This window comes from Xenorhabdus ehlersii (assembly GCF_003610465.1).
GTDB classification, from domain to species: Bacteria; Pseudomonadota; Gammaproteobacteria; order Enterobacterales; family Enterobacteriaceae; genus Xenorhabdus; species Xenorhabdus ehlersii.
Map to the genome: position 1 here is coordinate 128,614 of NZ_RAQI01000003.1, position 20,977 is coordinate 149,590.

General features: G+C 43.4%; 22 protein-coding genes, 1 pseudogene and 1 riboswitch. Of the genes and pseudogenes, 17 read left to right on the plus strand and 6 right to left on the minus strand.

Going from position 1 to position 20,977, the window contains the following annotated elements; genetic code table 11:
• Positions 1-27: 27 nt before the first annotated feature.
• Positions 28-1,512, minus strand: coding sequence for a molybdate ABC transporter ATP-binding protein ModF (gene modF, locus BDE27_RS10885; protein WP_099131160.1), 1,485 nt, complete (start codon positions 1,510-1,512; stop codon positions 28-30).
• A 118-nt stretch (positions 1,513-1,630) separates the two neighbouring features.
• On the minus strand, positions 1,631-2,419 hold the full coding sequence (gene modE, locus BDE27_RS10890; RefSeq protein ID WP_099131161.1) for a molybdenum-dependent transcriptional regulator: 789 nt from the start codon (positions 2,417-2,419) through the stop codon (positions 1,631-1,633).
• Between the two features lie 176 nt (positions 2,420-2,595).
• On the opposite strand from modE, the gene BDE27_RS10895 reads away from it, so the two are divergent.
• From BDE27_RS10895 to modC, 4 genes are all read left to right on the plus strand, one after another.
• Positions 2,596-2,730, plus strand: a complete 135-nt coding sequence (locus tag BDE27_RS10895; RefSeq protein WP_074018394.1) for an AcrZ family multidrug efflux pump-associated protein — start codon at positions 2,596-2,598, stop codon at positions 2,728-2,730.
• A 220-nt stretch (positions 2,731-2,950) separates the two neighbouring features.
• A complete protein-coding gene (gene modA / locus BDE27_RS10900) occupies positions 2,951-3,721 on the plus strand; it encodes a molybdate ABC transporter substrate-binding protein (protein ID WP_099131162.1) in 771 nt (256 codons plus the stop codon).
• Positions 3,722-3,738: 17 nt separating this feature from the next.
• A complete protein-coding gene (gene modB, locus BDE27_RS10905) occupies positions 3,739-4,431 on the plus strand; it encodes a molybdate ABC transporter permease subunit (protein WP_099131163.1) in 693 nt (230 codons plus the stop codon).
• The gene (gene modC / locus BDE27_RS10910; RefSeq protein WP_099131164.1) at positions 4,425-5,489 is read left to right on the plus strand and encodes a molybdenum ABC transporter ATP-binding protein ModC; all 1,065 of its coding nucleotides are present in this window, start codon (positions 4,425-4,427) and stop codon (positions 5,487-5,489) included. The genes modB and modC overlap by 7 nt, the downstream gene beginning before the upstream one ends.
• A gap of 62 nt (positions 5,490-5,551) precedes the next feature.
• Here the strand turns inward: modC and BDE27_RS10915 are convergent, their stop codons facing one another.
• Positions 5,552-6,367 (minus strand): pyridoxal phosphatase, encoded by an 816-nt coding sequence (locus BDE27_RS10915; RefSeq protein ID WP_099131165.1) that lies wholly within the window; start codon positions 6,365-6,367, stop codon positions 5,552-5,554.
• 149 nt (positions 6,368-6,516) lie between these two features.
• Here BDE27_RS10915 and pgl point away from each other — a divergent pair, with 149 nt between their 5' ends.
• Complete coding sequence (gene pgl, locus BDE27_RS10920) at positions 6,517-7,503, plus strand: 6-phosphogluconolactonase (protein ID WP_099131166.1); 987 nt, start codon at positions 6,517-6,519, stop codon at positions 7,501-7,503.
• A 79-nt stretch (positions 7,504-7,582) separates the two neighbouring features.
• Here pgl and BDE27_RS10925 read toward each other — a convergent pair whose 3' ends face one another.
• The gene (locus tag BDE27_RS10925; RefSeq protein ID WP_099131167.1) at positions 7,583-8,164 is read right to left on the minus strand and encodes a hypothetical protein; all 582 of its coding nucleotides are present in this window, start codon (positions 8,162-8,164) and stop codon (positions 7,583-7,585) included.
• Between the two features lie 175 nt (positions 8,165-8,339).
• Positions 8,340-9,608, minus strand: a complete 1,269-nt coding sequence (gene bioA / locus BDE27_RS10930) for an adenosylmethionine--8-amino-7-oxononanoate transaminase (protein ID WP_099131168.1) — start codon at positions 9,606-9,608, stop codon at positions 8,340-8,342.
• A 95-nt stretch (positions 9,609-9,703) separates the two neighbouring features.
• On the opposite strand from bioA, the gene bioB reads away from it, so the two are divergent.
• The 7 genes and pseudogenes from bioB to BDE27_RS10965 all read left to right on the plus strand — a co-directional run.
• A complete protein-coding gene (bioB, locus tag BDE27_RS10935; protein WP_099131169.1) occupies positions 9,704-10,744 on the plus strand; it encodes a biotin synthase BioB in 1,041 nt (346 codons plus the stop codon).
• Positions 10,744-11,895 carry an 8-amino-7-oxononanoate synthase gene (gene bioF / locus BDE27_RS10940; RefSeq protein ID WP_099131170.1) on the plus strand — a complete coding sequence of 384 codons (1,152 nt, stop codon included), beginning with the start codon at positions 10,744-10,746 and terminating at the stop codon, positions 11,893-11,895. Before bioB ends, bioF begins: the two co-directional genes overlap by 1 nt.
• Entirely contained in the window at positions 11,879-12,652 is a 774-nt protein-coding gene (gene bioC / locus BDE27_RS10945; protein ID WP_099131171.1) for a malonyl-ACP O-methyltransferase BioC, read from the plus strand. Before bioF ends, bioC begins: the two co-directional genes overlap by 17 nt.
• Entirely contained in the window at positions 12,642-13,325 is a 684-nt protein-coding gene (gene bioD, locus BDE27_RS10950) for a dethiobiotin synthase (RefSeq protein ID WP_099131172.1), read from the plus strand. Before bioC ends, bioD begins: the two co-directional genes overlap by 11 nt.
• 612 nt (positions 13,326-13,937) lie before the next feature.
• Positions 13,938-15,953, plus strand: a complete 2,016-nt coding sequence (uvrB, locus tag BDE27_RS10955; protein ID WP_099131217.1) for an excinuclease ABC subunit UvrB — start codon at positions 13,938-13,940, stop codon at positions 15,951-15,953.
• A 61-nt stretch (positions 15,954-16,014) separates the two neighbouring features.
• On the plus strand, positions 16,015-16,263 hold the full coding sequence (locus tag BDE27_RS10960; protein WP_099131173.1) for a type II toxin-antitoxin system Phd/YefM family antitoxin: 249 nt from the start codon (positions 16,015-16,017) through the stop codon (positions 16,261-16,263).
• A pseudogene (locus tag BDE27_RS10965) lies at positions 16,263-16,480 on the plus strand (type II toxin-antitoxin system RelE family toxin); the annotation flags it as partial. The gene BDE27_RS10960 and the pseudogene BDE27_RS10965, both read left to right, overlap by 1 nt.
• A 94-nt stretch (positions 16,481-16,574) precedes the next feature.
• Here the strand turns inward: BDE27_RS10965 and yvcK are convergent.
• A complete protein-coding gene (gene yvcK, locus BDE27_RS10970) occupies positions 16,575-17,483 on the minus strand; it encodes a uridine diphosphate-N-acetylglucosamine-binding protein YvcK (protein ID WP_099131174.1) in 909 nt (302 codons plus the stop codon).
• Between the two features lie 225 nt (positions 17,484-17,708).
• A riboswitch (molybdenum cofactor riboswitch) is annotated at positions 17,709-17,865 on the plus strand.
• On the opposite strand from yvcK, the gene moaA reads away from it, so the two are divergent.
• The 5 genes from moaA to BDE27_RS10995 all read left to right on the plus strand — a co-directional run bounded on the left by moaA (position 17,852) and on the right by BDE27_RS10995 (position 20,958).
• The gene (gene moaA, locus BDE27_RS10975) at positions 17,852-18,835 is read left to right on the plus strand and encodes a GTP 3',8-cyclase MoaA (protein ID WP_208638591.1); all 984 of its coding nucleotides are present in this window, start codon (positions 17,852-17,854) and stop codon (positions 18,833-18,835) included. It overlaps the preceding riboswitch by 14 nt.
• Before the next feature lie 48 nt (positions 18,836-18,883).
• Entirely contained in the window at positions 18,884-19,363 is a 480-nt protein-coding gene (gene moaC, locus BDE27_RS10980; RefSeq protein ID WP_099131176.1) for a cyclic pyranopterin monophosphate synthase MoaC, read from the plus strand.
• On the plus strand, positions 19,360-19,605 hold the full coding sequence (gene moaD / locus BDE27_RS10985; RefSeq protein ID WP_099131177.1) for a molybdopterin synthase sulfur carrier subunit: 246 nt from the start codon (positions 19,360-19,362) through the stop codon (positions 19,603-19,605). Before moaC ends, moaD begins: the two co-directional genes overlap by 4 nt.
• A gap of 2 nt (positions 19,606-19,607) precedes the next feature.
• On the plus strand, positions 19,608-20,060 hold the full coding sequence (gene moaE, locus BDE27_RS10990) for a molybdopterin synthase catalytic subunit MoaE (protein ID WP_099131178.1): 453 nt from the start codon (positions 19,608-19,610) through the stop codon (positions 20,058-20,060).
• Between the two features lie 187 nt (positions 20,061-20,247).
• Positions 20,248-20,958: a Bax inhibitor-1/YccA family protein gene (locus BDE27_RS10995; RefSeq protein ID WP_099131179.1), complete on the plus strand. Its 711-nt coding sequence runs from the start codon at positions 20,248-20,250 to the stop codon at positions 20,956-20,958.
• The last annotated feature ends 19 nt before the right edge of the window (positions 20,959-20,977 follow it).

The following is a 20,977-nucleotide window of genomic DNA, read 5'->3' on the forward strand; positions in this document are numbered from 1 at the left end:
AGTCATATATTGAGCGAAGAATGAAAATTACAGCGATTCTAAGGAAATATTTTCAGTTTCATACCGATAAATATCACCGTCAGAAATAAATCGCAGGCGATGGGTAATGCACTGTGGCGCATCTTCTTGATGATGAGAAACAAACAGAAGCTGCGTATCACCATGAGCAATCATGATATCAATGAAGCGCAGGACTAACTGGCGGTTTAGAGGATCAAGCCCTTGTAAAGGTTCATCCAAGATCAATAAAGCGGGATGCTTCACCAGAGCACGGGCAATCAAAACTAACCGCTGTTGCCCCCATGACAAACTATGAAAGGAGCTAGTTGCTGTTGCTCCCGATAGCCCCAATAAATCCAGCCACTCATCGGCTAACTGTTGCTGCCGATCTGAAACGGCCTGATAGAGTCCTATTGAATCGAAGAAACCCGATAGAATAACATTCCGAACGTTGGTACTGACACGATACCCCAGATGAATACTGTTACTGACATAACCAATATAACGTTTGATGTCCCAAATCGTTTCACCACTTCCCCGTTGGCGGCCAAATAATATTAACTCATTGCTGTAACCTTGGGGGTGATCGCCCGTAATCAGGTTGAGGAGTGTCGATTTTCCAGCGCCATTTTCACCGATGATTTGCCAGTGTTCATTAGGATTCACTTGCCAGCTTAAGCCGTGCAAAATGGGTTTATCATTGTATTGGACAATAACATCACGCATTGACACTAACGGTTGATCAGCTGGAAGTTGTCCATCAGTCCGGTATTCATCTGTTTCGGGAAGACGAATGTTTTTTAGCCCTTCACTGTGTGCTAACTGTGCCACGAGAGACTCTGCTAAAATGCGTTTTTTCTTTCCGGCCAGCGTCAGGTGACAATCCGCCAATACACCGACTTGTTCGACAAAATCAGGAATTTCATGGAATCGGGCTAAGATTAAAACTAAAGTAATGCCTTTTGCAGCCAGAGAACTCAACAATTGGGAAAGTTGATTGCGGGCATAATTATCTAGCCCATCAAAAGGTTCATCAAGGATAAGCAGATCTGGGTTTACCATTAATGCCTGACATAGCAAAACCTTACGAACTTCCCCTGTTGAAAGGTATTTGAATCGTCGTGAGAGTAGATCCTTAATACCAAAATATTCGCTTAATTCGAGGCACAATTCATTGTCTTTATGGTGAAGTTGGATGATGTCTGCGGCAGTACGCCCAGTATCCTCTTCTCCTTCACTGAGCAAATCTGTATTGTTGCGTTGCCACTCTTCATCAATCAGTTTCTGTAATTGTTCGAAAGATAGACGTATTGGTGTGCGAAACGAACAATGACGGTCACCTGCCAGTTGGATTAATTCATCCGACAGTGCACGAGCTAATGAAGATTTTCCACTGCCATTTGCGCCAACAAAAGCCCAACTTTCCCCAGAAATAATTTTCAGCGACGGTAGCCGTAGGGTACGGGTGTCACTTAAACGGAAACTACCTTGCGTTATTTGCAATTCAGACATTTTTCTTCCTTTTTAAGCAACATCAATTAAAGGATCATCAGAAATAAGCGGAATAATGTTCAATGTCAATGTGTAGCTATTTGTTATTCATTGAGAGTTAATCATTTTTGCAATCGATTTAACATAGGGTAGCAATAATCACTTTGTCGGCATTGAAAAGTGCGGTGACAGAATCGCGGGGCTGGAGTTGCAAATGGGTTACTTCCTGATTAGATAACGTAACACAAAGGGATTCACCGCCATCAAGTGTCAGAATAATTTCACTGTATTCTGTTCCTGTTTCAATATGGCTCACCTGGCTGGATAGGATATTATCGAATGGGACAGAAGGAGCATGTTTAGTTAAGGTTATCCACGGCGCTTTAATTAACACCAGTACTTCTTTTCCGGTAACTAAATTCAGCCGATTGGCACTTTGTTCCGTGACAGCCGCATAGATTGATGTTTTACCATCTGCCAGCAGAACCCGAACATGTTGTTGAATATTTGCGTGGCTACGTTCAATGATCGTACCAAAAAATTGATTTCGGGCACTGGTTTGTAACGAAAAACGAGATATAGCCGCAAGCAAGCTATCCAGAGGCAGGGAATCCTCTTTTAAAACATCAAACGCTTTTTGTTGAATTTTCTCCAGCAAATCATAAAGCTGCAACAGACGTTCGCCATAATGGGTAAGTTGGGCACCGCCGCCGCCTTTTCCACCCGTGGCACGTTCCACCAGGATTTCATCGGCGAGCTGATTCATTTCATTGATGGCATCCCAGGCACTTTTATAGCTGATCCTAGTCTGTTTTGCGCCTTGGCTGATAGAACCCGTGATTTTAATTTGCTTAAGCAACGCAATTCGTCGGGGATCAGCGAACAGACGTTGTTGCAATTTTAGTGTTAATAATATTTGGGCTTGCATAGTGGTTTATTTAGGGCAACTATTTGAAAGTTTTTACAACAGAACCATAAGAATCGCACGTTTCGTCGGTTACTGTTACTGTTTTATTGTCTAGAATAACCCAATTAACGTCTGTGTTATGTCAGATTCAGATATGACACAGTTAATTTGTTAGTCACTCAGGATATGAGGTTAGCATGTTTGAATTGCTTAAAAGTATGGGATTTGCGCTGATCATGGTCCCCGTGGTGATGGCGGCTATTTTGGCGTTGATTTACGGGCTTGGAGGATTATTCAATCTTATCTCCAAAACAGAAAATACCAGTCGATAGTCTTGAGCTTTACAATTTCTATTACCCGGTTATCCGGGTAATCATCAATTCCTGTCTTCTCTTCATATGCAACTTTTCATATGTAATTGTTGCATTGAGATCAACATAAAAACTAAAACTAACTCACAACTTGCCGATTAATCTAAGAATGGCGTTTTCATTTAACGTTGTATCTTGTTATATACAACGCACCATATTGATTATCTTAGGTGAGTGTAAAATGAAAAATAAAGTTTATCAGTTGCTGGCAGGGGCTGCGGTCACTTTTGCGCTTGTCGGGAATGTCTGGGCCGCAGATAAGGTGACGGTTTTTGCGGCTGCTTCATTAACCAATGCATTGGATGATATTGCGGCACAGTATAAAAAAGAGAAACGGGGCGATATTGTTGCCTCCTATGCTTCATCATCAACACTGGCACGTCAGATAGTGCAGGGAGCACCTGCGGATATTTTCATTTCTGCCGATCAACAGTGGATGAATTATGCTACTGACAAACAATTAATTGCCGAAAATACTCGTCATACCTTGTTGGGTAACCAGCTTGTCCTGATTGCCCCTAAAGAAAGTAACTTGGATCAAGTTGAGATCAACCGAGAAACAAAATGGAAATCTTTGCTGGCAGGAGGGCGATTAGCGGTTGGCGATCCTGATCATGTACCAGTTGGTATTTATGCTAAAGAATCGCTGCAATATTTGAATGCATGGGATACGGTTAATCCACTGATGGCACGTACTAACAATGTGCGTAGTGGTATGGCCTTGGTAGAACGAGCCGAAGTCCCGCTGGGCATTGTTTATGGCTCTGATGCCGTTGCCAGCAATAAGGTGAAAGTTGTGGGTGTTTTCCCACCTGAAAGCCATAAACGGGTGGAATATCCGATGGCAATAATCAAAGGTCATGAAAGACAGGCGGTTCGCGATTTTTATGATTACCTTAAAACCCCTGAAGCCGCTGCCATTTTTAAACGTTACGGCTTTAGTCCACTGTAGGAACTGATCTTTTGGAGATGTTAAGTGAATATGAGTGGCAGGCAATTTTATTGAGCTTAAAAATCTCAGCGATTGCTGTGCTATTCAGTTTGCCATTTGGGATCTTAATGGCATGGATGCTGGCTCGTTGCCAGTTTGTTGGTAAATCCCTGCTTGACAGCATTATTCATCTACCACTGGTATTACCACCAGTAGTGGTGGGATATCTGTTGCTCATCAGCATGGGGCGGCGCGGGGTCATAGGAGAATTCCTTTATGACTGGTTTGGTGTCAGTTTTGCATTTAATTGGACAGGGGCGGCATTAGCTTCGGCTGTGGTAGCTTTTCCGCTGATGGTCAGGGCCATTCGGTTGTCATTGGAAAGCATTGATCGGCGCCTGGAACAGGCTGCCCGTACTTTGGGGGCAGGTTCGTTTAAAGTCTTTTTCACCATTATTTTGCCATTGTCATTACCTGGCATCATTGTTGGTGCGGTATTGGCGTTCGCCCGTTCATTGGGAGAATTTGGTGCCACCATTACCTTTGTTTCCAATATTCCGGGGGAGACCCGAACCATTCCTCTTGCCATGTATACCTTGATAGAAACGCCAGGCGCTGAAACCGCCGCAGCCCGTTTGTGCGTCATTGCTATTGTCTTGGCACTGATTTCATTAATGCTTTCCGAGTGGTTGACACGTTGGGGTAGAAAACGTTTGGGGGCAGCATGTTAGAGCTGGATTTTGAGCAGCGCTTGGGTGAGCTGCACATGCAGGTGGATACTACTTTACCAACGGAAAGTATCACTGCCATATTTGGTCTTTCGGGGGCAGGAAAAACCTCACTGATCAATGTGATTGCGGGATTGAGCCGTCCACAAAAAGGTCGCATTGTTTTAAACGGCGCTACCTTAGTGGATACAGAGCAAAATATCTTTGTGCCACCAGAGAAGCGCCGAATTGGTTATGTTTTTCAGGATGCGCGCCTTTTCCCGCATTATCGCGTGAAGGGAAACTTACAGTACGGCATGGCACCAGAGATGAAACCCCAGTTTGACAGCATCATTGGCCTGTTGGGAATTGAACATTTACTGTCACGTTTCCCCATCACATTATCTGGTGGAGAAAGACAGAGAGTAGCGATTGGCCGTGCATTATTGACTGCTCCTGAAATCCTGCTTATGGATGAACCGCTGGCATCATTAGATTTACCGCGTAAACGCGAGTTATTACCTTATCTTGAAAAGCTGTCCGAAGACGTCAAAATCCCGATCCTTTATGTCAGTCACAGTTTGGATGAAATTTTACGTTTGGCAGAGAATGTTATTGTCATGGACAACGGAAAAATCAGGGCAACAGGAACCTTGGAAGAAGTCTGGTCGAGCAGTGCACTGCGTCCGTGGCTGCAAAAAGAGAGTCTAGGTAGCATACTGAAAGTTTCTGTGATGGAACATCATCAACGTTATCAAATGACCGCAGTTGCGGTGGCTGACAAACTTCTTTGGTTGCCACAAGTTAATGTTTCTCCAGGAACTGATCTGCGTATCCGTATTGATGCATCCGATGTTTCGTTGGTCTTGGAGCCACCAAAAGCCAGTAGCATCCGTAACACCTTGCAAGTCAAAGTCATTGAGTTTTTCGAAGATAATGGTCAGGTTGATATCAAATTAGCACTGAGTGAACATTGCCTATGGGCAAGAATTACGCCGTGGGCGCGGGAAGAGCTTAATCTGCGGGCAGGGCAATGGTTGTATGTACAGATAAAAAGTGTTTCGTTGAATCGTCACTTATAAATATATAGGACGTTATATATAGGGAGCAGAGCAGTGGACTGATTTGCTCCCGTTGGATTGAATTACAGTACGTATTTTCTCAGAACTTCAGCAATGCCGGGTTGGGTATTGTCCCGTGTGACAATATCTGCGCGTTCTTTGACGGCATCAACGCCATTACCCATCGCGACGCCCAACCCAACGTTCTCCAGCATACTGAGATCGTTATAATTATCACCAAAAGCAATCACATCTTTCATACTCATGCCTTGCGATTCCACCCATTGTTGTAACCGCATGCCTTTGCTATTGCCTTTCTTGGCGATATCAACCTGATCAAACCATGACCATTCACACTCAAGGCCAACATTTTCCTCAATTTGGTCACTAATCTCGCGCAGTTTCACTAAATTGGATGAGCTGGTGGCAAACTTCCAAATCGAATTCACATTATGGATTGCATCTTGAAAATTATCTGTTTGGTGGACATTAGGGCGCTGGTGTTCAGGCAAGGAATCCGACCATGCAAGGGTTCGGACTACAGTGTGAGGAAATTGATATAAAATGGCATCATCAACATACATCAGATGCTGAACTTCCGTGCCTTGCAGATAGGAAAGTGCTTGCGAAGCTTCTTGAGCGGAGAGTGGATTAGAGGCCAATACTTTCTTTGCATGATAATCATATGAATAAGCCCCATTGCAGCAGATGGCAGGCGTATCGAGTTGCAATGCTTGATAGAAAGGATGGATGGCGACATGATGGCGTCCGGTTACAATCAAAACTTTGATACCTGATTGGCTGGCTTCATTTAGGGCTGCCAGTGATTCTGGCAGAATACGTTTTTGTGGATCGAGCAGAGTTCCATCTAGATCCAGTGCGATAACGCGATACGACATGGGTTGGCCTCTAAGTTGTCTATGATATCAACAAAATATTATACGTTAGTTGAATATAGTTAAACCGTCATATAGGCAGTTTAGTAGTTAAAATTTTTCCAGAATCTTTACAGATCAATGAAATGGCAATGAAGCATTAAGGAGAGAACATGAAACAGGTGGTTTATACAGCCAGCCCAAATAGCCGACAAATTCACGTATGGTCGCTTAATGTGACAGGGGAACTTTCGCTTCTCCAGACCGTAAATGTGCCAGGTGAAGTACAGCCAATGGTTGTCAATCCTGATGGCAAGCACTTATATGTGGGAATTCGTCCTCAATTTAGTATCGTAACTTATGCAATTGGGGCAGATGGATGTCTTGAACAGCAAGCCATTGCACCATTGCCGGGTAGCCCAACTCATATATCCACTGACAGAACAGGGCGTTTTTTATTTTCTGTTTCTTACAGCTTCAATAACTTAAGCGTCCATCCTATTGATGAACATGGGATCGTTAAAGCACCAGGCCAAATTGTAGAAGGTTTGCAAGCGCCACACTCTGCTAATATTGATCGGGAAAATCGTCAATTGTTGGTTCCTTGTCTGAAAGAAGATCATATTCGTATTTTTAATTTGGATGAGCAGGGTTATCTGACAGAAAGCCGGACAGATGAAATTACGGCCGCAGCAGGTGCAGGCCCCCGTCATATGGCATTCCATCCGGAAAAACAGGCCACCTATTGCATTAATGAATTGGATTCAACTGTTGATGTTCTGCGTCAATGGGAAAAATATCGTATTGTGCAATCAATTGATTCGTTACCAACAGATTTTTCCAACGTTCGTTGGTCGGCTGATATTCACATTACACCGGATGGTCGGCACCTTTATACCAGTGAGCGTTCAGAGAGCCTGATCAGCCATTTCCGCGTTTCAGAAGATGGTTATCACCTGACATTAGTCGGGCATTATCCGACAGAGACTCAGCCTCGTGGTTTTGCCATTGATCACAGTGGTCGTTTCCTGATTGCATCGGGGCAGAAATCGGACCATATTTCAGTATCGCGTATTGACAAATATTCGGGGGAATTAACGCAACTGGCGCGCTATCCGGTTGGCAAAGGCCCGATGTGGGTGACGGTATTGTCACTATAAACTTAGGATTCCAGTCACATAGCAACCTATGTGACTGGAGAATACGCCTTTGCCACTTAAGATAAAAAATTAATAAAATTTATTGATGTTGGATCAAATTAAAAGTTCCGATACCAGATAAAACAATAGGATATGTGATTAATATGTGATTCTGTTGTACAGAATATAAATCTCCCAAATAAACATTTCCTTTTAAAAGACGTAATATAATATTTCTTGGATAAATATAAAGTTGAATATTTAATGGAGTGTTGATAATGGAATAAGGATATTTTACGACGCCGCCAAGATGAATATTATTAAAATTCAATAGTGGTGTATTATATCCTCCCTGAATATAGCCATTGAAATTGGTTTTTTTACCTATATTTGGTTGATGTCCAATGATGGCAGGGTAAGAAGATACCTGGATAAAGGGATAACTGCCATATTGATGATATGTGTTAATGTTAAAATGCCCACTGATAAATTCTGTTTGTTGCAGGGCAGAGCCGGTTAATGAATCTGGTTTGACAGTTTCTGCAAACAGATGGGCTAATTCAGGCTTTTCTTTTGCCAGATTTTCATAATGTAAAATTTCTTGTTCATACCTGTTTTTAGATAGTTCAAATACATCTTGCATTTCTTCATTAGAAGGTGTGATTAAATTTTCTGTATTCATGATATTTTCCTCTTTGTTTAAATAAGTGTGGTGACGTCATGAATATACCAAATAATTTATTTTTAGGTGATGTAATAGCCTCTGTTTTGGTAATTAATATTTGTCAGTGATTGACGTTTGGAAATGAATTTTATTCCAGTCATATAATGAGATATATGACTGGATATATTCTTATTTAATTTATTGCATCAGTAATTGCCTTTATCAGTCTTGCTAGCTGTTCTGTTTGAATAATATAAGGTGGCATCAGGTAAATTAACCGACCAAATGGCCTGATCCATACACCATGTTGAACAAAATGGCGTTGCAATGAAGCGACATTTACGGGCTGTTTCATTTCAACCACACCTATCGCGCCCAACACCCGAACATCTTTGACTAAACTGTGTGATTTGAGGGGAAATAGTTCTGCTTTTAATTGAGTTTCAATTGATTGAATACGCTGTTGCCACGGGCTATCAGCGAGCAATTTCAGATTGGCACTGGCGACGGCACAAGCCAGAGGATTTCCCATAAAAGTTGGGCCATGCATAAAACAGCCCGCTTCACCTTGGCTGATAGTTTCAGCAACGTGGCGGGTAGTCAGTGTTGCGGACAATGTCATATATCCCCCCGTCAATGCCTTGCCTAAGCACAATATATCGGGTTCGATCTGTGCATGTTCACAGGCGAATAGCTTGCCAGTCCGTCCAAATCCGGTCGCTATCTCATCTGCAATTAACAATATCTGATATTCATTACAAAGCTGACGAACCTGGCGTAGATATTCAGGATGATAAATCCGCATCCCGCCAGCACCCTGAACAATAGGCTCTAAAACCACAGCGGCTATTTCATCATGATATTGCAGCAATAATCGTTTTAAAGAATCGATATCCTCTGCTTGCCATTCATCATCAAACTGGCATTGCGGAGCATCGGCAAACAGATGATTGGGGAGATGGCCTTTGTACAGATTATGCATGGAGTTGTCTGGATCGCAGACAGACATGGCTCCAAAAGTATCACCATGATAACCATGACGCAGGGTCAGGAAACGATGGCGTTTTTTCCTTTTGGCTTGCCAATATTGCAATGCCATTTTCAGGGCGACTTCTACGGCGACAGAGCCTGAATCCGCCAAAAAAACACACTCCAAAGAATCAGGTGTCATTGCCACCAATTGTTTGCACAGTGCAATCGCGGGAGGGTGAGTTATGCCACCGAACATAACATGGGACATCTTATCGATTTGTGATTTTGCTGCCTCATTGAGGGCAGGATGATTATAACCGTGGATAGCCGCCCACCATGAAGACATACCATCAATCAATGTACGCCCGTCTGATAAAACCAGCTCTACACCTGTGGCTGATACGACAGGATAAGTGGGAAGTGGATCCGTCATTGAGGTATACGGATGCCAAATATGGCGCTGGTCAAATTCAAGATCTGAAGGAGTCATAATAACTTTGATGTAAACCTTTTTTGGTTCATTTTGGTTGACATGATAACGGGGTTATTTAAACTGACAACATTTTTTACATCGGAGATGTTATTGTGAGCGAGCGTCAACAATGGACAATTAGACAAACACAGGCGTTGTTTGATAAACCTTTTTTTGAATTATTATTTCAGGCACAACAGGTACATCGCGAACATTTTGACCCACAACAAGTACAGGTCAGTACACTGCTTTCGATAAAGACGGGGGCTTGTCCAGAAGACTGTAAATATTGTCCACAAAGTTCCCGTTACAAAACTGGCTTAGAAAAAGAGCGGTTGATGGAAGTGGAAAAAGTTATTGAATCAGCGTACAAAGCGAAAAATGCGGGCTCAACCCGTTTCTGCATGGGGGCGGCCTGGAAAAACCCGCATGAACGTGACATGCCGTATTTGGAAAAAATGGTCAGGGAAGTCAAGGCATTGGGAATGGAAACCTGTATGACGTTGGGAATGCTGAACCAATCTCAGGCACAGCGTTTGGCGGAGGCAGGTCTGGACTATTACAACCATAACCTGGACACCTCGCCAGAATTTTACGGCAATATCATCACCACTCGCAGTTATCAGGACAGACTGGACACTTTAGGTAATATCCGAAATGCAGGTATTAAAGTCTGCTCCGGCGGTATCGTTGGTTTGGGTGAGCAAATTCGCGATCGGGCAGCATTATTGGTGCAATTGGCAAACCTACCTAAGCCGCCGGAAAGTGTACCAATTAATATGCTGGTAAAAGTCAAAGGAACACCACTGGAAGACAATGAAGATGTCGATCCTTTTGATTTTATTCGTACCATTGCTGTGGCACGGATCATGATGCCAAAATCTCACGTCCGCTTATCCGCAGGACGTGAACAGATGAATGAACAAACCCAGGCACTGTGCTTTATGGCAGGGGCTAACTCTATTTTCTACGGTTGTAAATTGTTGACCACACCAAACCCGGATGAAGATAAAGATTTGCAACTGTTCCGCCGTTTGGGTATCAATCCTCAACAGACAAAGACGGCATTTGGTGACAATCAACAACAGCAAAATTTGACAGAAGCCATCATTCATGATGCTGATAACGAACAATTCTATAATGCGGCAATATGATGAGTTGGTCAGACTTTCTCTCCCGACGTTTGACCGAACGTCAGGGCATCCCGCTATGGCGTAACAGGCAAGTCCATTACGGATCTGATGGACGTTTATTGTCCACTTCGGACGGCCAATATCTTAATTTTTCCAGTAACGATTATCTTGGGCTGAGCCAACATCCCCAGATTATTGCTGCCTGGCAGCAAGGCGCCCAGCAATATGGTGTAGGCAGTGGCGGTTCAGGGCATGTTACGGGCTACACTGCGGCACATCATACTCTGGAGCAACAATTGGCTGAATGGTTGGGATACCCTTGCGCTTTACTTTTCATTTCCGGTTATGCCGCTAATCAAGGCGTGATTACGGCCTTGATGGAAAGGGAAGATCGCATTATTGCTGATCGCCTGAGCCATGCGTCGTTGCTCGAAGCAGCAATGCACTCTCCTGCACAACTTCGGCGTTTTTTGCACAATGATATGGGATCTTTGCAGCAACTTTTGACAAAAGCGTGTCTCGGTAAAACGCTGGTGGTCACGGAAGGGGTTTTTAGCATGGATGGAGATTATGCACCACTTAACGTTATTGCACAGCAAGCGAAATCGACGGCAAGTTGGTTGATGGTGGATGATGCTCACGGTATCGGCATTCACGGTGATGAAGGGCGCGGCAGTTGCTGGATGCAAAATGTTAAACCGGAGATTCTGATTGTCACTTTTGGCAAGGCATTTGGATTGAGTGGAGCTGCAATTTTATGCGATGAACAAACCGCAGAATACCTGCTCCAATATGCCAGGCATCTGATTTACAGCACCTCAATGCCACCTGCGCAGGCAGTGGCCCTGTCCGAAGCAGTACGACAAATCAGGGCTGGGGATGAATTGCGTCAGCGGTTGCAAAGCAACATCCGTTATTTTTGTCGCGAAGCACAGCATCTGCCTTTTGTATTGATGAATTCAGAAACGGCCATTCAGCCGTTGATCGTTGGTGACAATGAGCGTTGTACCGCACTGTCTTATGTACTTAAGCAACAAAAAGTGTGGGTTAAAGCGATACTTCCACCCACTGTTCCCACTGACAGTGCGCGATTGCGTATTACATTGACAGCAAACCATACCCGACACGACATTGATGCATTACTGGAGGCGTTGCATGGCTCTGGTTGTTAAAGCCGTTGACAAGGAAGCGATCGCCGGTGCTTTTGGACGTGCGGCTGCCAAATATGACACTGTGGCTAAGTTGCAACAGCAAACCGGTGAGTATTTGATGGGATTGGCACAAGCGGAAGATATCGGTATGCGGGTATTGGATGCAGGGTGCGGAACCGGTTTTTTCAGTGCTCGTTGGAAACAGCAGGGTAAACAAGTTATCGCACTGGATCTGGCTTCCGGTATGTTGGGCCAGGCAAAAGGGCAGCACGTTGCTGATTATTATTTGCAAGGAGATATTGAACATTTGGGGTTAGCGGATAACAGCGTCGACATCTGTTTCAGCAACCTGGTGGTACAATGGTGCAATGATTTGTCATGTGCGTTGCGCGAATTTTATCGTGTTACCCGTCCCGGTGGGCTGATTGTATTTTCCACGCTTGCACAGGGTTCACTGAATGAATTAGCAACTGCGTGGGCGAGAGTGGATGATTATCGGCATATTAATCAATTTCTGCCATTGCAAATAATTATCCAGGCATGTCAACCCTATCGACATAAAGTTATTGATCGGAAATATTACCAGCGCTATCCACAACTGTTGCCCTTACTGAATTCTCTAAAAGGGATTGGTGCAACACACCTTCATCATGGTCGTCAGCAGGGATTGATGACGAGAAAACGTCTAAATACCCTTGCAGAAGCATACCCGCGAAACAATGGGGATTACCCATTAAGCTATCAAATTGTTTTTGGAGTCATTTATTGTGACAAGTAAATATTTTCTTACAGGAACTGATACTGAAGTAGGTAAAACAGTGGTGAGTTGTGCTCTGCTGCAAGCTGCTAATAAGAAGGGATATTTGACTGCCGGTTATAAACCTGTGGCATCAGGAAGTAAAATGACATCAGAAGGAATTCGTAATAGTGATGCACTGGCCTTACAGCGTAATAGCACGGTGTCACTAACTTATCAGGAAGTGAATCCTCTGGTATTTATGGAACCGACATCGCCACACATTGTAAGTGCGGAACTTAATCAACCAATAGATTTTTCCGTTTTATCGGAAGGTTTGGCTGTACTGGTAAAAAAATCTGACTGGGTTTTGGTTGAGGGCGCAGGAGGATGGTATACGCCATTATCGGAAAATACGACTTTTGCCGATTGGGTGATCCAGGAGAATTTACCGGTAATTTTGACAGTTGGTGTCAAATTGGGCTGTATCAACCATGCTGTATTAACCGCAAAGGCAATTCAGTATGCTGGACTAAAGTTAGCAGGCTGGGTTGCCAATGAAATTGAACCAGCCGGCAAGCATCAGGTTGCCTATCTGGAGACACTGGAGCGCATGATCCCCGCACCTTTACTAGGCGTTATTCCTCATCTGAGTGGATCATATGATAAAAATAACCTAGGAAAATATATTACTATTGATTCTTTGGTTAACTAATTGTTTACTTTGGGTTAGTTAAAATTGATGTTTAGAGCTGTTCTTTAATCGATGTTCTTACGTAGAAGATGTTTTATTTCAACAACGATTGAGCCAATTTTGATCAACAAATAGCGTGAGTCAATCCCAAAGCAGCATAAAAATATTCCACTATTGAAAAAATTTATAAGTGGGGATAACTCCGCAACTACCCATGCTTAATAGGTTTTGCTGAGTTATCCACTATTCCTGTGGATAACCTTGTGTATTAGTTTTAGAAAAGTATCCTCGTGCAAGGCAATACGCGGCTTGCGCCAGATTTGTTGTTATTCTCTACTTGGATTTTTTTATAATCAAAATCAATACGTTAAATAAAATCAAATCCTTTTTGTATCTCTTTGCTATTCAGTGCTTTATCATTTCAGTCATTAATACAAAAATAGAAAAAAGTAAGATCATTATCTGGGGATAAAAATAGCCACCTTTAATGTTAATGAAAGGTTAAAATTATAAGATTAATAACATCCGAGCAATAACATTATTTTGCCAACTTACTTGAAGCTGGTTTTTTATCCAGTATGATAAAAAGAATTTTGTCGATGTATGGATGGCGTGGGGAAAATGAGCAAAGAAATAAATAAGGTATTTAAGTTACATTCTGATTTTAAGCCGGCAGGCGATCAGCCATCGGCCATCAGGCAGTTACAGGAAGGGCTGGAAGATGGACTGGCCCATCAAACCCTTCTGGGAGTTACGGGATCGGGTAAAACTTTCACGATTGCCAATGTTATCGCAAACTTAAATCGACCCACTATGATCCTTGCTCCCAATAAAACACTGGCGGCACAGCTCTATAGTGAAATGAAAGCGTTTTTCCCTGAGAATGCAGTGGAGTATTTTGTTTCCTATTACGATTATTACCAACCAGAAGCCTATGTACCCAGTTCCGATACCTTTATTGAAAAAGATGCGTCAGTGAATGAACATATTGAACAGATGCGGCTGTCCGCAACGAAAGCCTTGCTGGAACGTCGTGATGTCGTCGTCGTGGCTTCTGTCTCTGCGATTTACGGTTTAGGTGATCCTGATAGTTATTTGAAAATGATGCTTCATTTAACTGAGGGCATGTTAATTGACCAGCGTGCCATCTTGCGTCGTTTAGCGGAACTGCAATATACCCGTAATGATCAGGCATTCCAGCGCGGAACATTTCGGGTACGTGGTGAAGTCATCGATATTTTCCCCGCAGAATCGGATGAACGTGCTTTGCGCGTAGAATTGTTTGATGATGAAGTCGAACGCCTGTCCCAGTTTGATCCGCTGACGGGACAGGTCGAGTACCATGTGCCGCGTTATACCATCTATCCCAAGACCCATTATGTTACACCGCGTGAACGTATCCTTCAGGCGATGGAGGAGATCAAGATTGAGCTGGAACAACGGCGCAAGATTTTGTTAGCGTCAGACAAGCTATTGGAAGAACAGCGTGTCACCCAGCGAACACAATTCGATCTCGAAATGATGAATGAATTGGGCTACTGCTCTGGTATTGAAAACTACTCCCGTTATCTGTCTGGACGTTCTGCTGGTGATCCCCCCCCAACGCTGTTTGATTACCTGCCGGCAGATGGTTTGCTGGTGGTGGATGAATCCCACGTCACTATTCCACAGATTGGTGGAATGTACCGAGGGGATCGCTCACGCAAGGAAACATTGGTGGAATATGGCTTCCGTTTGCCGTCAGCGCTGGATAACCGCCCGTTGCGGTTTGAGGAATTTGAGGCCCTGGCTCCGCAGAGCATTTATGTTTCAGCCACGCCCGGCAATTATGAATTAGAAAAATCTGGCCACGAAGTTGTTGAGCAAGTTGTGCGTCCAACGGGGTTAATTGACCCTGAAGTTGAAGTTCGACCGGTGGCAACTCAGGTCGATGATCTGCTGTCTGAAATTCGTATCCGTGCGGTAAACAATGAGCGAGTGTTGGTCACAACCTTAACCAAACGCATGGCGGAAGACTTGACTGAGTATTTGGAAGAGCATGGCGAGCGAGTGCGTTATCTCCATTCTGACATTGATACCGTAGAGCGAGTGGAAATTATCCGTGATCTTCGTCTTGGTGAATTTGATGTTTTGGTTGGTATCAATTTATTGCGTGAAGGCCTGGATATGCCGGAAGTTTCCCTCGTGGCAATTTTGGACGCAGATAAAGAAGGTTTCCTTCGTTCAGAACGCTCCTTGATCCAGACCATTGGTCGTGCAGCACGTAACCTGCATGGTAAGGCCATTTTATATGGTGACAAAATTACGAATTCGATGGCAAGGGCTATTGAAGAAACAGAACGCCGTCGCGCCAAACAGCAGGCATTTAACCAAGAGCACGGCATCGTTCCGCAAGGTTTGAAGAAAAAAATTGGTGATATCCTGAAAATTGGTCAGCCGATTAATGGCAAAGGGAAGGCCAAAGGAAAAAGTAAAGTTACCTTGGATACAGATGATTACCGCAACCTGTCGGCGAAAGAGCTGGAGAGAAAAATCCGTGTGCTGGAAGAGAAAATGTACCAACATGCACGGGATCTCGAATTTGAACAAGCAGCCAATATTCGTGACCAGGTTCAGGCATTGCGGGCGCAATTTATTACCAATTCCTGAAAATGTATATCCGTGTCTATGTGATTCATCGTGACTTGTTAACTGGTCTTTTGGAGGGATTATGGCTGCTATTATTTTGAGTGACATGAGGGCCAGTGTTAGTGAGTTAAAACGTAACCCCATGGCGATTGTCAGTGCTGGAGGGGGCTCTCCAGTTGCTATATTGAATAGAAATCAACCTGCATTTTATTGTGTTCCTGCGGAACTGTATGAAAAAATGTTGGATGCTTTGGATGATCGGGAATTAGTCAAGATAGTGCAGGAGCGTGAAAATCAGCCTCTAATTGATGTGGATTTGGATCAGTATTGATGATTTATACGGTCAAATTTAGGGAAGATGCTGCAAAAGAGTGGGCTAGACTGGATAGCACTATATTCCGCGACAATTTGTTAAGAAACTAAAGAAGTTATGTGAAAATCCACATATTCCTTCTCTTAAACTCAGTGGAATGCCCAATTGTTATAAAGTAAAATTACGTGCTTCTGGTTTTAGGCTTGTTTATCAGGTCATTGATGATAAATTAATTACTATTTAACATGATTAATGATGGATAACAGTATTTATCATAAATAAAGACAAACCCCATTATTTTAAATAGAGTTTGTCAGTGGATTGAAATGCTAACCCAATTTTTGCAGAGTATGCTCAATTGCCTGGCGCAATAATTCACGATCGTGACGGTAAGGGATATCCTGCGCTTCCAAAACCTGTTGTGTCACAATGCGGTCACTGAAAGGGCTGATATCGGTACGCGGGCCGACAATCAGCGCATTAATCATCTTGCGACCAATCTTATTCTCCATGATGGTAAGTTTATCTTTTAATGATAGATTGGCAGCAGCGTGACTAAGTTCTTTCCCTAAGTTACCGATATAAATCATGTTTGCATTACTGCGTCGTAAGGATTGTGTTAAATCCTCCAATAGCAACAATGGCATTAGGCTGGTGAAAAAGCTGCCTGGGCCGATCAAAATCAAATCTGCTTGCTCAATAGCATCCAGTGCTTCTTTAGTGGCATTGACGTGAGGGTAAAGCAATAGTTCTTGTGGTACACAATTAAGTTGATCGATATTCACTTCACCATACACAGTATTGCCTTGCTCATCGACAGCCATTAAATCAACCGGTTGTTCTGACATAGGAATCAACTGTGCATTGACTTTCAGTAAATTGCGGAGCAGGTTAATTGCCTCAAGAGGACGGACACTTAAATGATCAAGGGCTTTCAACATTAAGTTGCCTAAATTATGTCCAGATAATTCGCCATTGCCACTGAACCGATATTCAAACATGGCAGAAGCAATGGTCGGTTCCGTGATTAACTGATTCAGACAATTGCGCATATCTCCCCATGCAATCCCGCCTTCCGAGCGCCGTATTCTACCAGTTGAACCCCCATTATCCGTTGTCGTTACAATTCCTGTCAGGCGTGCTCCGAGAGAAGAAAGGGAAGACATAACGCGTCCGAGTCCATGACCGCCGCCGAGGGCGACAACGCGATCCAAATCAGCTAATGTGCGATTTCGCATAGGATTCCTGTTATTGGCTAAACATAGGGGCTTTAATAAATCTCGTGTAATTTATCACAAAATATGATGCTTCCAGAAATTGATGCGATGCTATGCGATCATTGCGAATAGATAGCCTGGAAACACTGTAGGGCGCTGATGTTATCGCGTTTAGTTAACTCGTTGTATAATAAGGTATATATCGGATCAGGAATTAGCTTTTTATTTTAGGTTCATATAAAATTTAACTGATATTAACCCCTAGCCTCTGTGTCTAAGTCGCTGTTCTATCAAATGGATATCACATTGATATGATGCTCTGGCCGTGGCTCCTGAGTCACCAGGATGCAAGGTAGAAATGCCAGCATCTCCCGTACTTGGAAGGTGTTATTGTGGAACAACTCGTAGATGTATTCTCGCGCAAGTTCTATTACTTGAGATTGTCTATTACCGATGTGTGTAACTTCCGTTGCACATATTGCCTGCCTGATGGATACCGGCCTCATGGCCATAAATCATTCCTTTCCCTGCCAGAAATTCGTCGGGTTAGCCGGGCATTTGCTGAACTTGGCACAGAAAAAATTCGTTTAACTGGAGGAGAACCAACCATGCGCCGTGATTTCTGCGACATCATCGCTGCGGTTCATGAAAATCCACAAATCAAAAAAATTGCTGTCACAACGAATGGTTACCGTATGGAGCGGGATGTTTCTCAATGGAAATTGGCTGGCCTGACAGCGATTAATGTGAGTGTTGATAGTTTGGATCCCCGCCAATTTTACGCTATTACCGGACAAGATAAATTTTTCCAGATTATGCGTGGCATTGACGCGGCTTTTGAGGCGGGGTTCAACACAGTGAAAGTCAATGTCGTGTTGATGAAGAATGTGAATGATACCAACCTGCCAGCTTTTCTTGATTGGATTAAACATCGTCCTATCCAGTTGCGTTTTATTGAATTGATGGAAACGGGGGAAGGTCGTGCCATTTTTCATCGTCATCATCTTTCTGGAGAAGTGATCCGCCGCAAACTGCTACAACAGGGATGGCAACAACAGCAACGTGCGCGAAGTGATGGGCCGGCGCAAGTTTTTCGTCATCCCGATTCTCAGGGAGAAATTGGCCTTATCATGCCGTATGAAAAAGACTTTTGCCAAAGCTGCAACCGTCTGAGGGTATCAGCAATTGGCAATCTGCATTTGTGCTTATTTGGTGAACAGGGTATTCCATTGCGTGATTTATTGTCTGATAACGTATCGCTTGATGCCCTGAAACTACGTATTCAAGGTGGGTTGCACCATAAGCGTGAAACTCACTTTTTACATCAAGGAGACAGCGGGATCACTCCTAATCTTTCTTTTATTGGCGGTTAGCCTGTATTTTTCGGAAGCCGTTTTAGGTGCTATTTTTAGGAATGTAAAATGTCTCAATTAACCCATATCAATACTTCGGGTGAAGCTCATATGGTAGATATTTCTACCAAATCAGAAACTGTGCGTGAAGCACGGGCAGAAGCATTTGTTGAAATGCAGGCTGAAACCTTGGCCATGATTATTGCTGGTGATCACCACAAAGGAGATGTTTTTGCTACTGCTCGTATTGCAGGTATTCAGGCGGCGAAACGGACGTGGGAATTGATCCCGCTGTGCCATCCTCTGTTGCTTAGTAAAGTGGAAGTCCGGCTGGAAGCGCAAACAGAACACAATCGTGTCAGAATCGAATCCTGTTGCCGCTTGGCAGGGAAAACAGGTGTGGAAATGGAAGCTTTGACGGCGGTATCTGTGGCTGCTTTGACAATTTATGACATGTGCAAAGCGGTACAAAAAGATATGGTCATCGGGCCTGTGCGTTTGTTGGAAAAAAGTGGTGGCAAATCAGAAAATTTTAAGGTGGGGGTATGATAAAGGTACTATTTTTTGCTCAAGTTCGCGAGCTGGTAGGAACGGATTCACTTGAACTACCTAATGATTACCCAACTGTAGCGCATCTTCGTCATGCACTGACTGAAAAGGGAGAACGATGGGCACTGGCATTGGAAGAAGGCAAAGTGTTGTCTGCTGTCAATCAATCTTTTGTCCACGCTGAACATGCTCTGAATAATGATGATGAAGTGGCTTTTTTCCCACCTGTTACGGGGGGATAAAAATGGAAAATACGCGGATCAGTATCCAACAGGAGACATTTGGTGTTGGTGAAGAGTATCAATGGCTCTCGCAATGTGATGAAGATGGTGCTGTTGTGACTTTTACCGGAAAAGTTCGTAACCATAACTTAGGAGACACCATTAAGACACTAACACTGGAGCATTATGCTGGCATGACAGAAAAGATGTTGCGGAAAATTGTTGATGAAGCCCGCCAACGTTGGTCGTTGCAACGGGTCAGCATTATTCATCGCATTGGTGAATTGTACCCAGGAGATGAGATCGTATTTGTTGGTGTCACCAGCTCTCACCGCAATATGGCTTTTATGGCGGCTGAATTCATTATGGATTATCTGAAAACTAAGGCTCCATTCTGGAAAAAAGAATCACTTGTGGAGGGAGAGCGCTGGGTAGAGGCGAGGCAGAGTGACTGGGATGCGGTAAGTCGCTGGTAAAACAGCTTTTGGGGGTTCGTTCTGCGGACTATCTCGGAAACTGGACAAATAAATAATATGTCACTGAAATTGCCATTAATTGGCGGATGGTTTTATTAATGTTCTATGCTAATGTATAACTTTTGAATAGATTGTTTATTTTTAAACATTCTTAATCCTTAAACATTGTCATGAAAAGGTAATCATCATGGATCGATATCAACGTTCTAATGATTCGATTGTCCAGAAAACTGGTTCTGGTATACAAACTTACATGGCACAAGTCTACGGTTGGATGACTTGTGGCTTGTTGTTAACTGCATTTGTTGCATGGTATGTGGCAAATACCCCTGAAATTTTATACGCCATTTTCAGTAGCTCTATTGTTTTTTATGGCTTAATCATCGCACAGCTTGCGTTAGTATTTGTGCTGTCTGGTTTGGTTCATAAAATGAGTGGGGCAATGGCGACAGGGCTGTTTATGCTGTACTCTATGCTAACGGGTTTGACACTTTCCAGTATCTTTGTGGTTTATACCAGTAGTTCTATCGCCAGCACATTTGTTGTTTCAGCGGGTATGTTCGGTGCATTGAGTATCTATGGTTATACCACCAAACGTAGTTTGAGTGGTCTGGGTAGCTTCCTGTTTATGGGGCTAATTGGTATTGTTCTGGCTTCTTTGCTAAATATCTGGCTGAAAAGCCCAGCGTTGATGTGGGCAATCACCTATATTGGTGTTGTAATTTTTGCTGGCTTGACGGCATACGATACCCAAAAACTGAAAGAAATGGGTGAACAATTGGATGTTAACGATAAAGAAAACCTGCGCAAGTATTCAATTACTGGTGCACTGACTCTGTATCTGGACTTCATTAACCTGTTCTTGATGCTGTTGCGTATTTTGGGTGATCGTCGATAGTCACTGATATATTGAATTA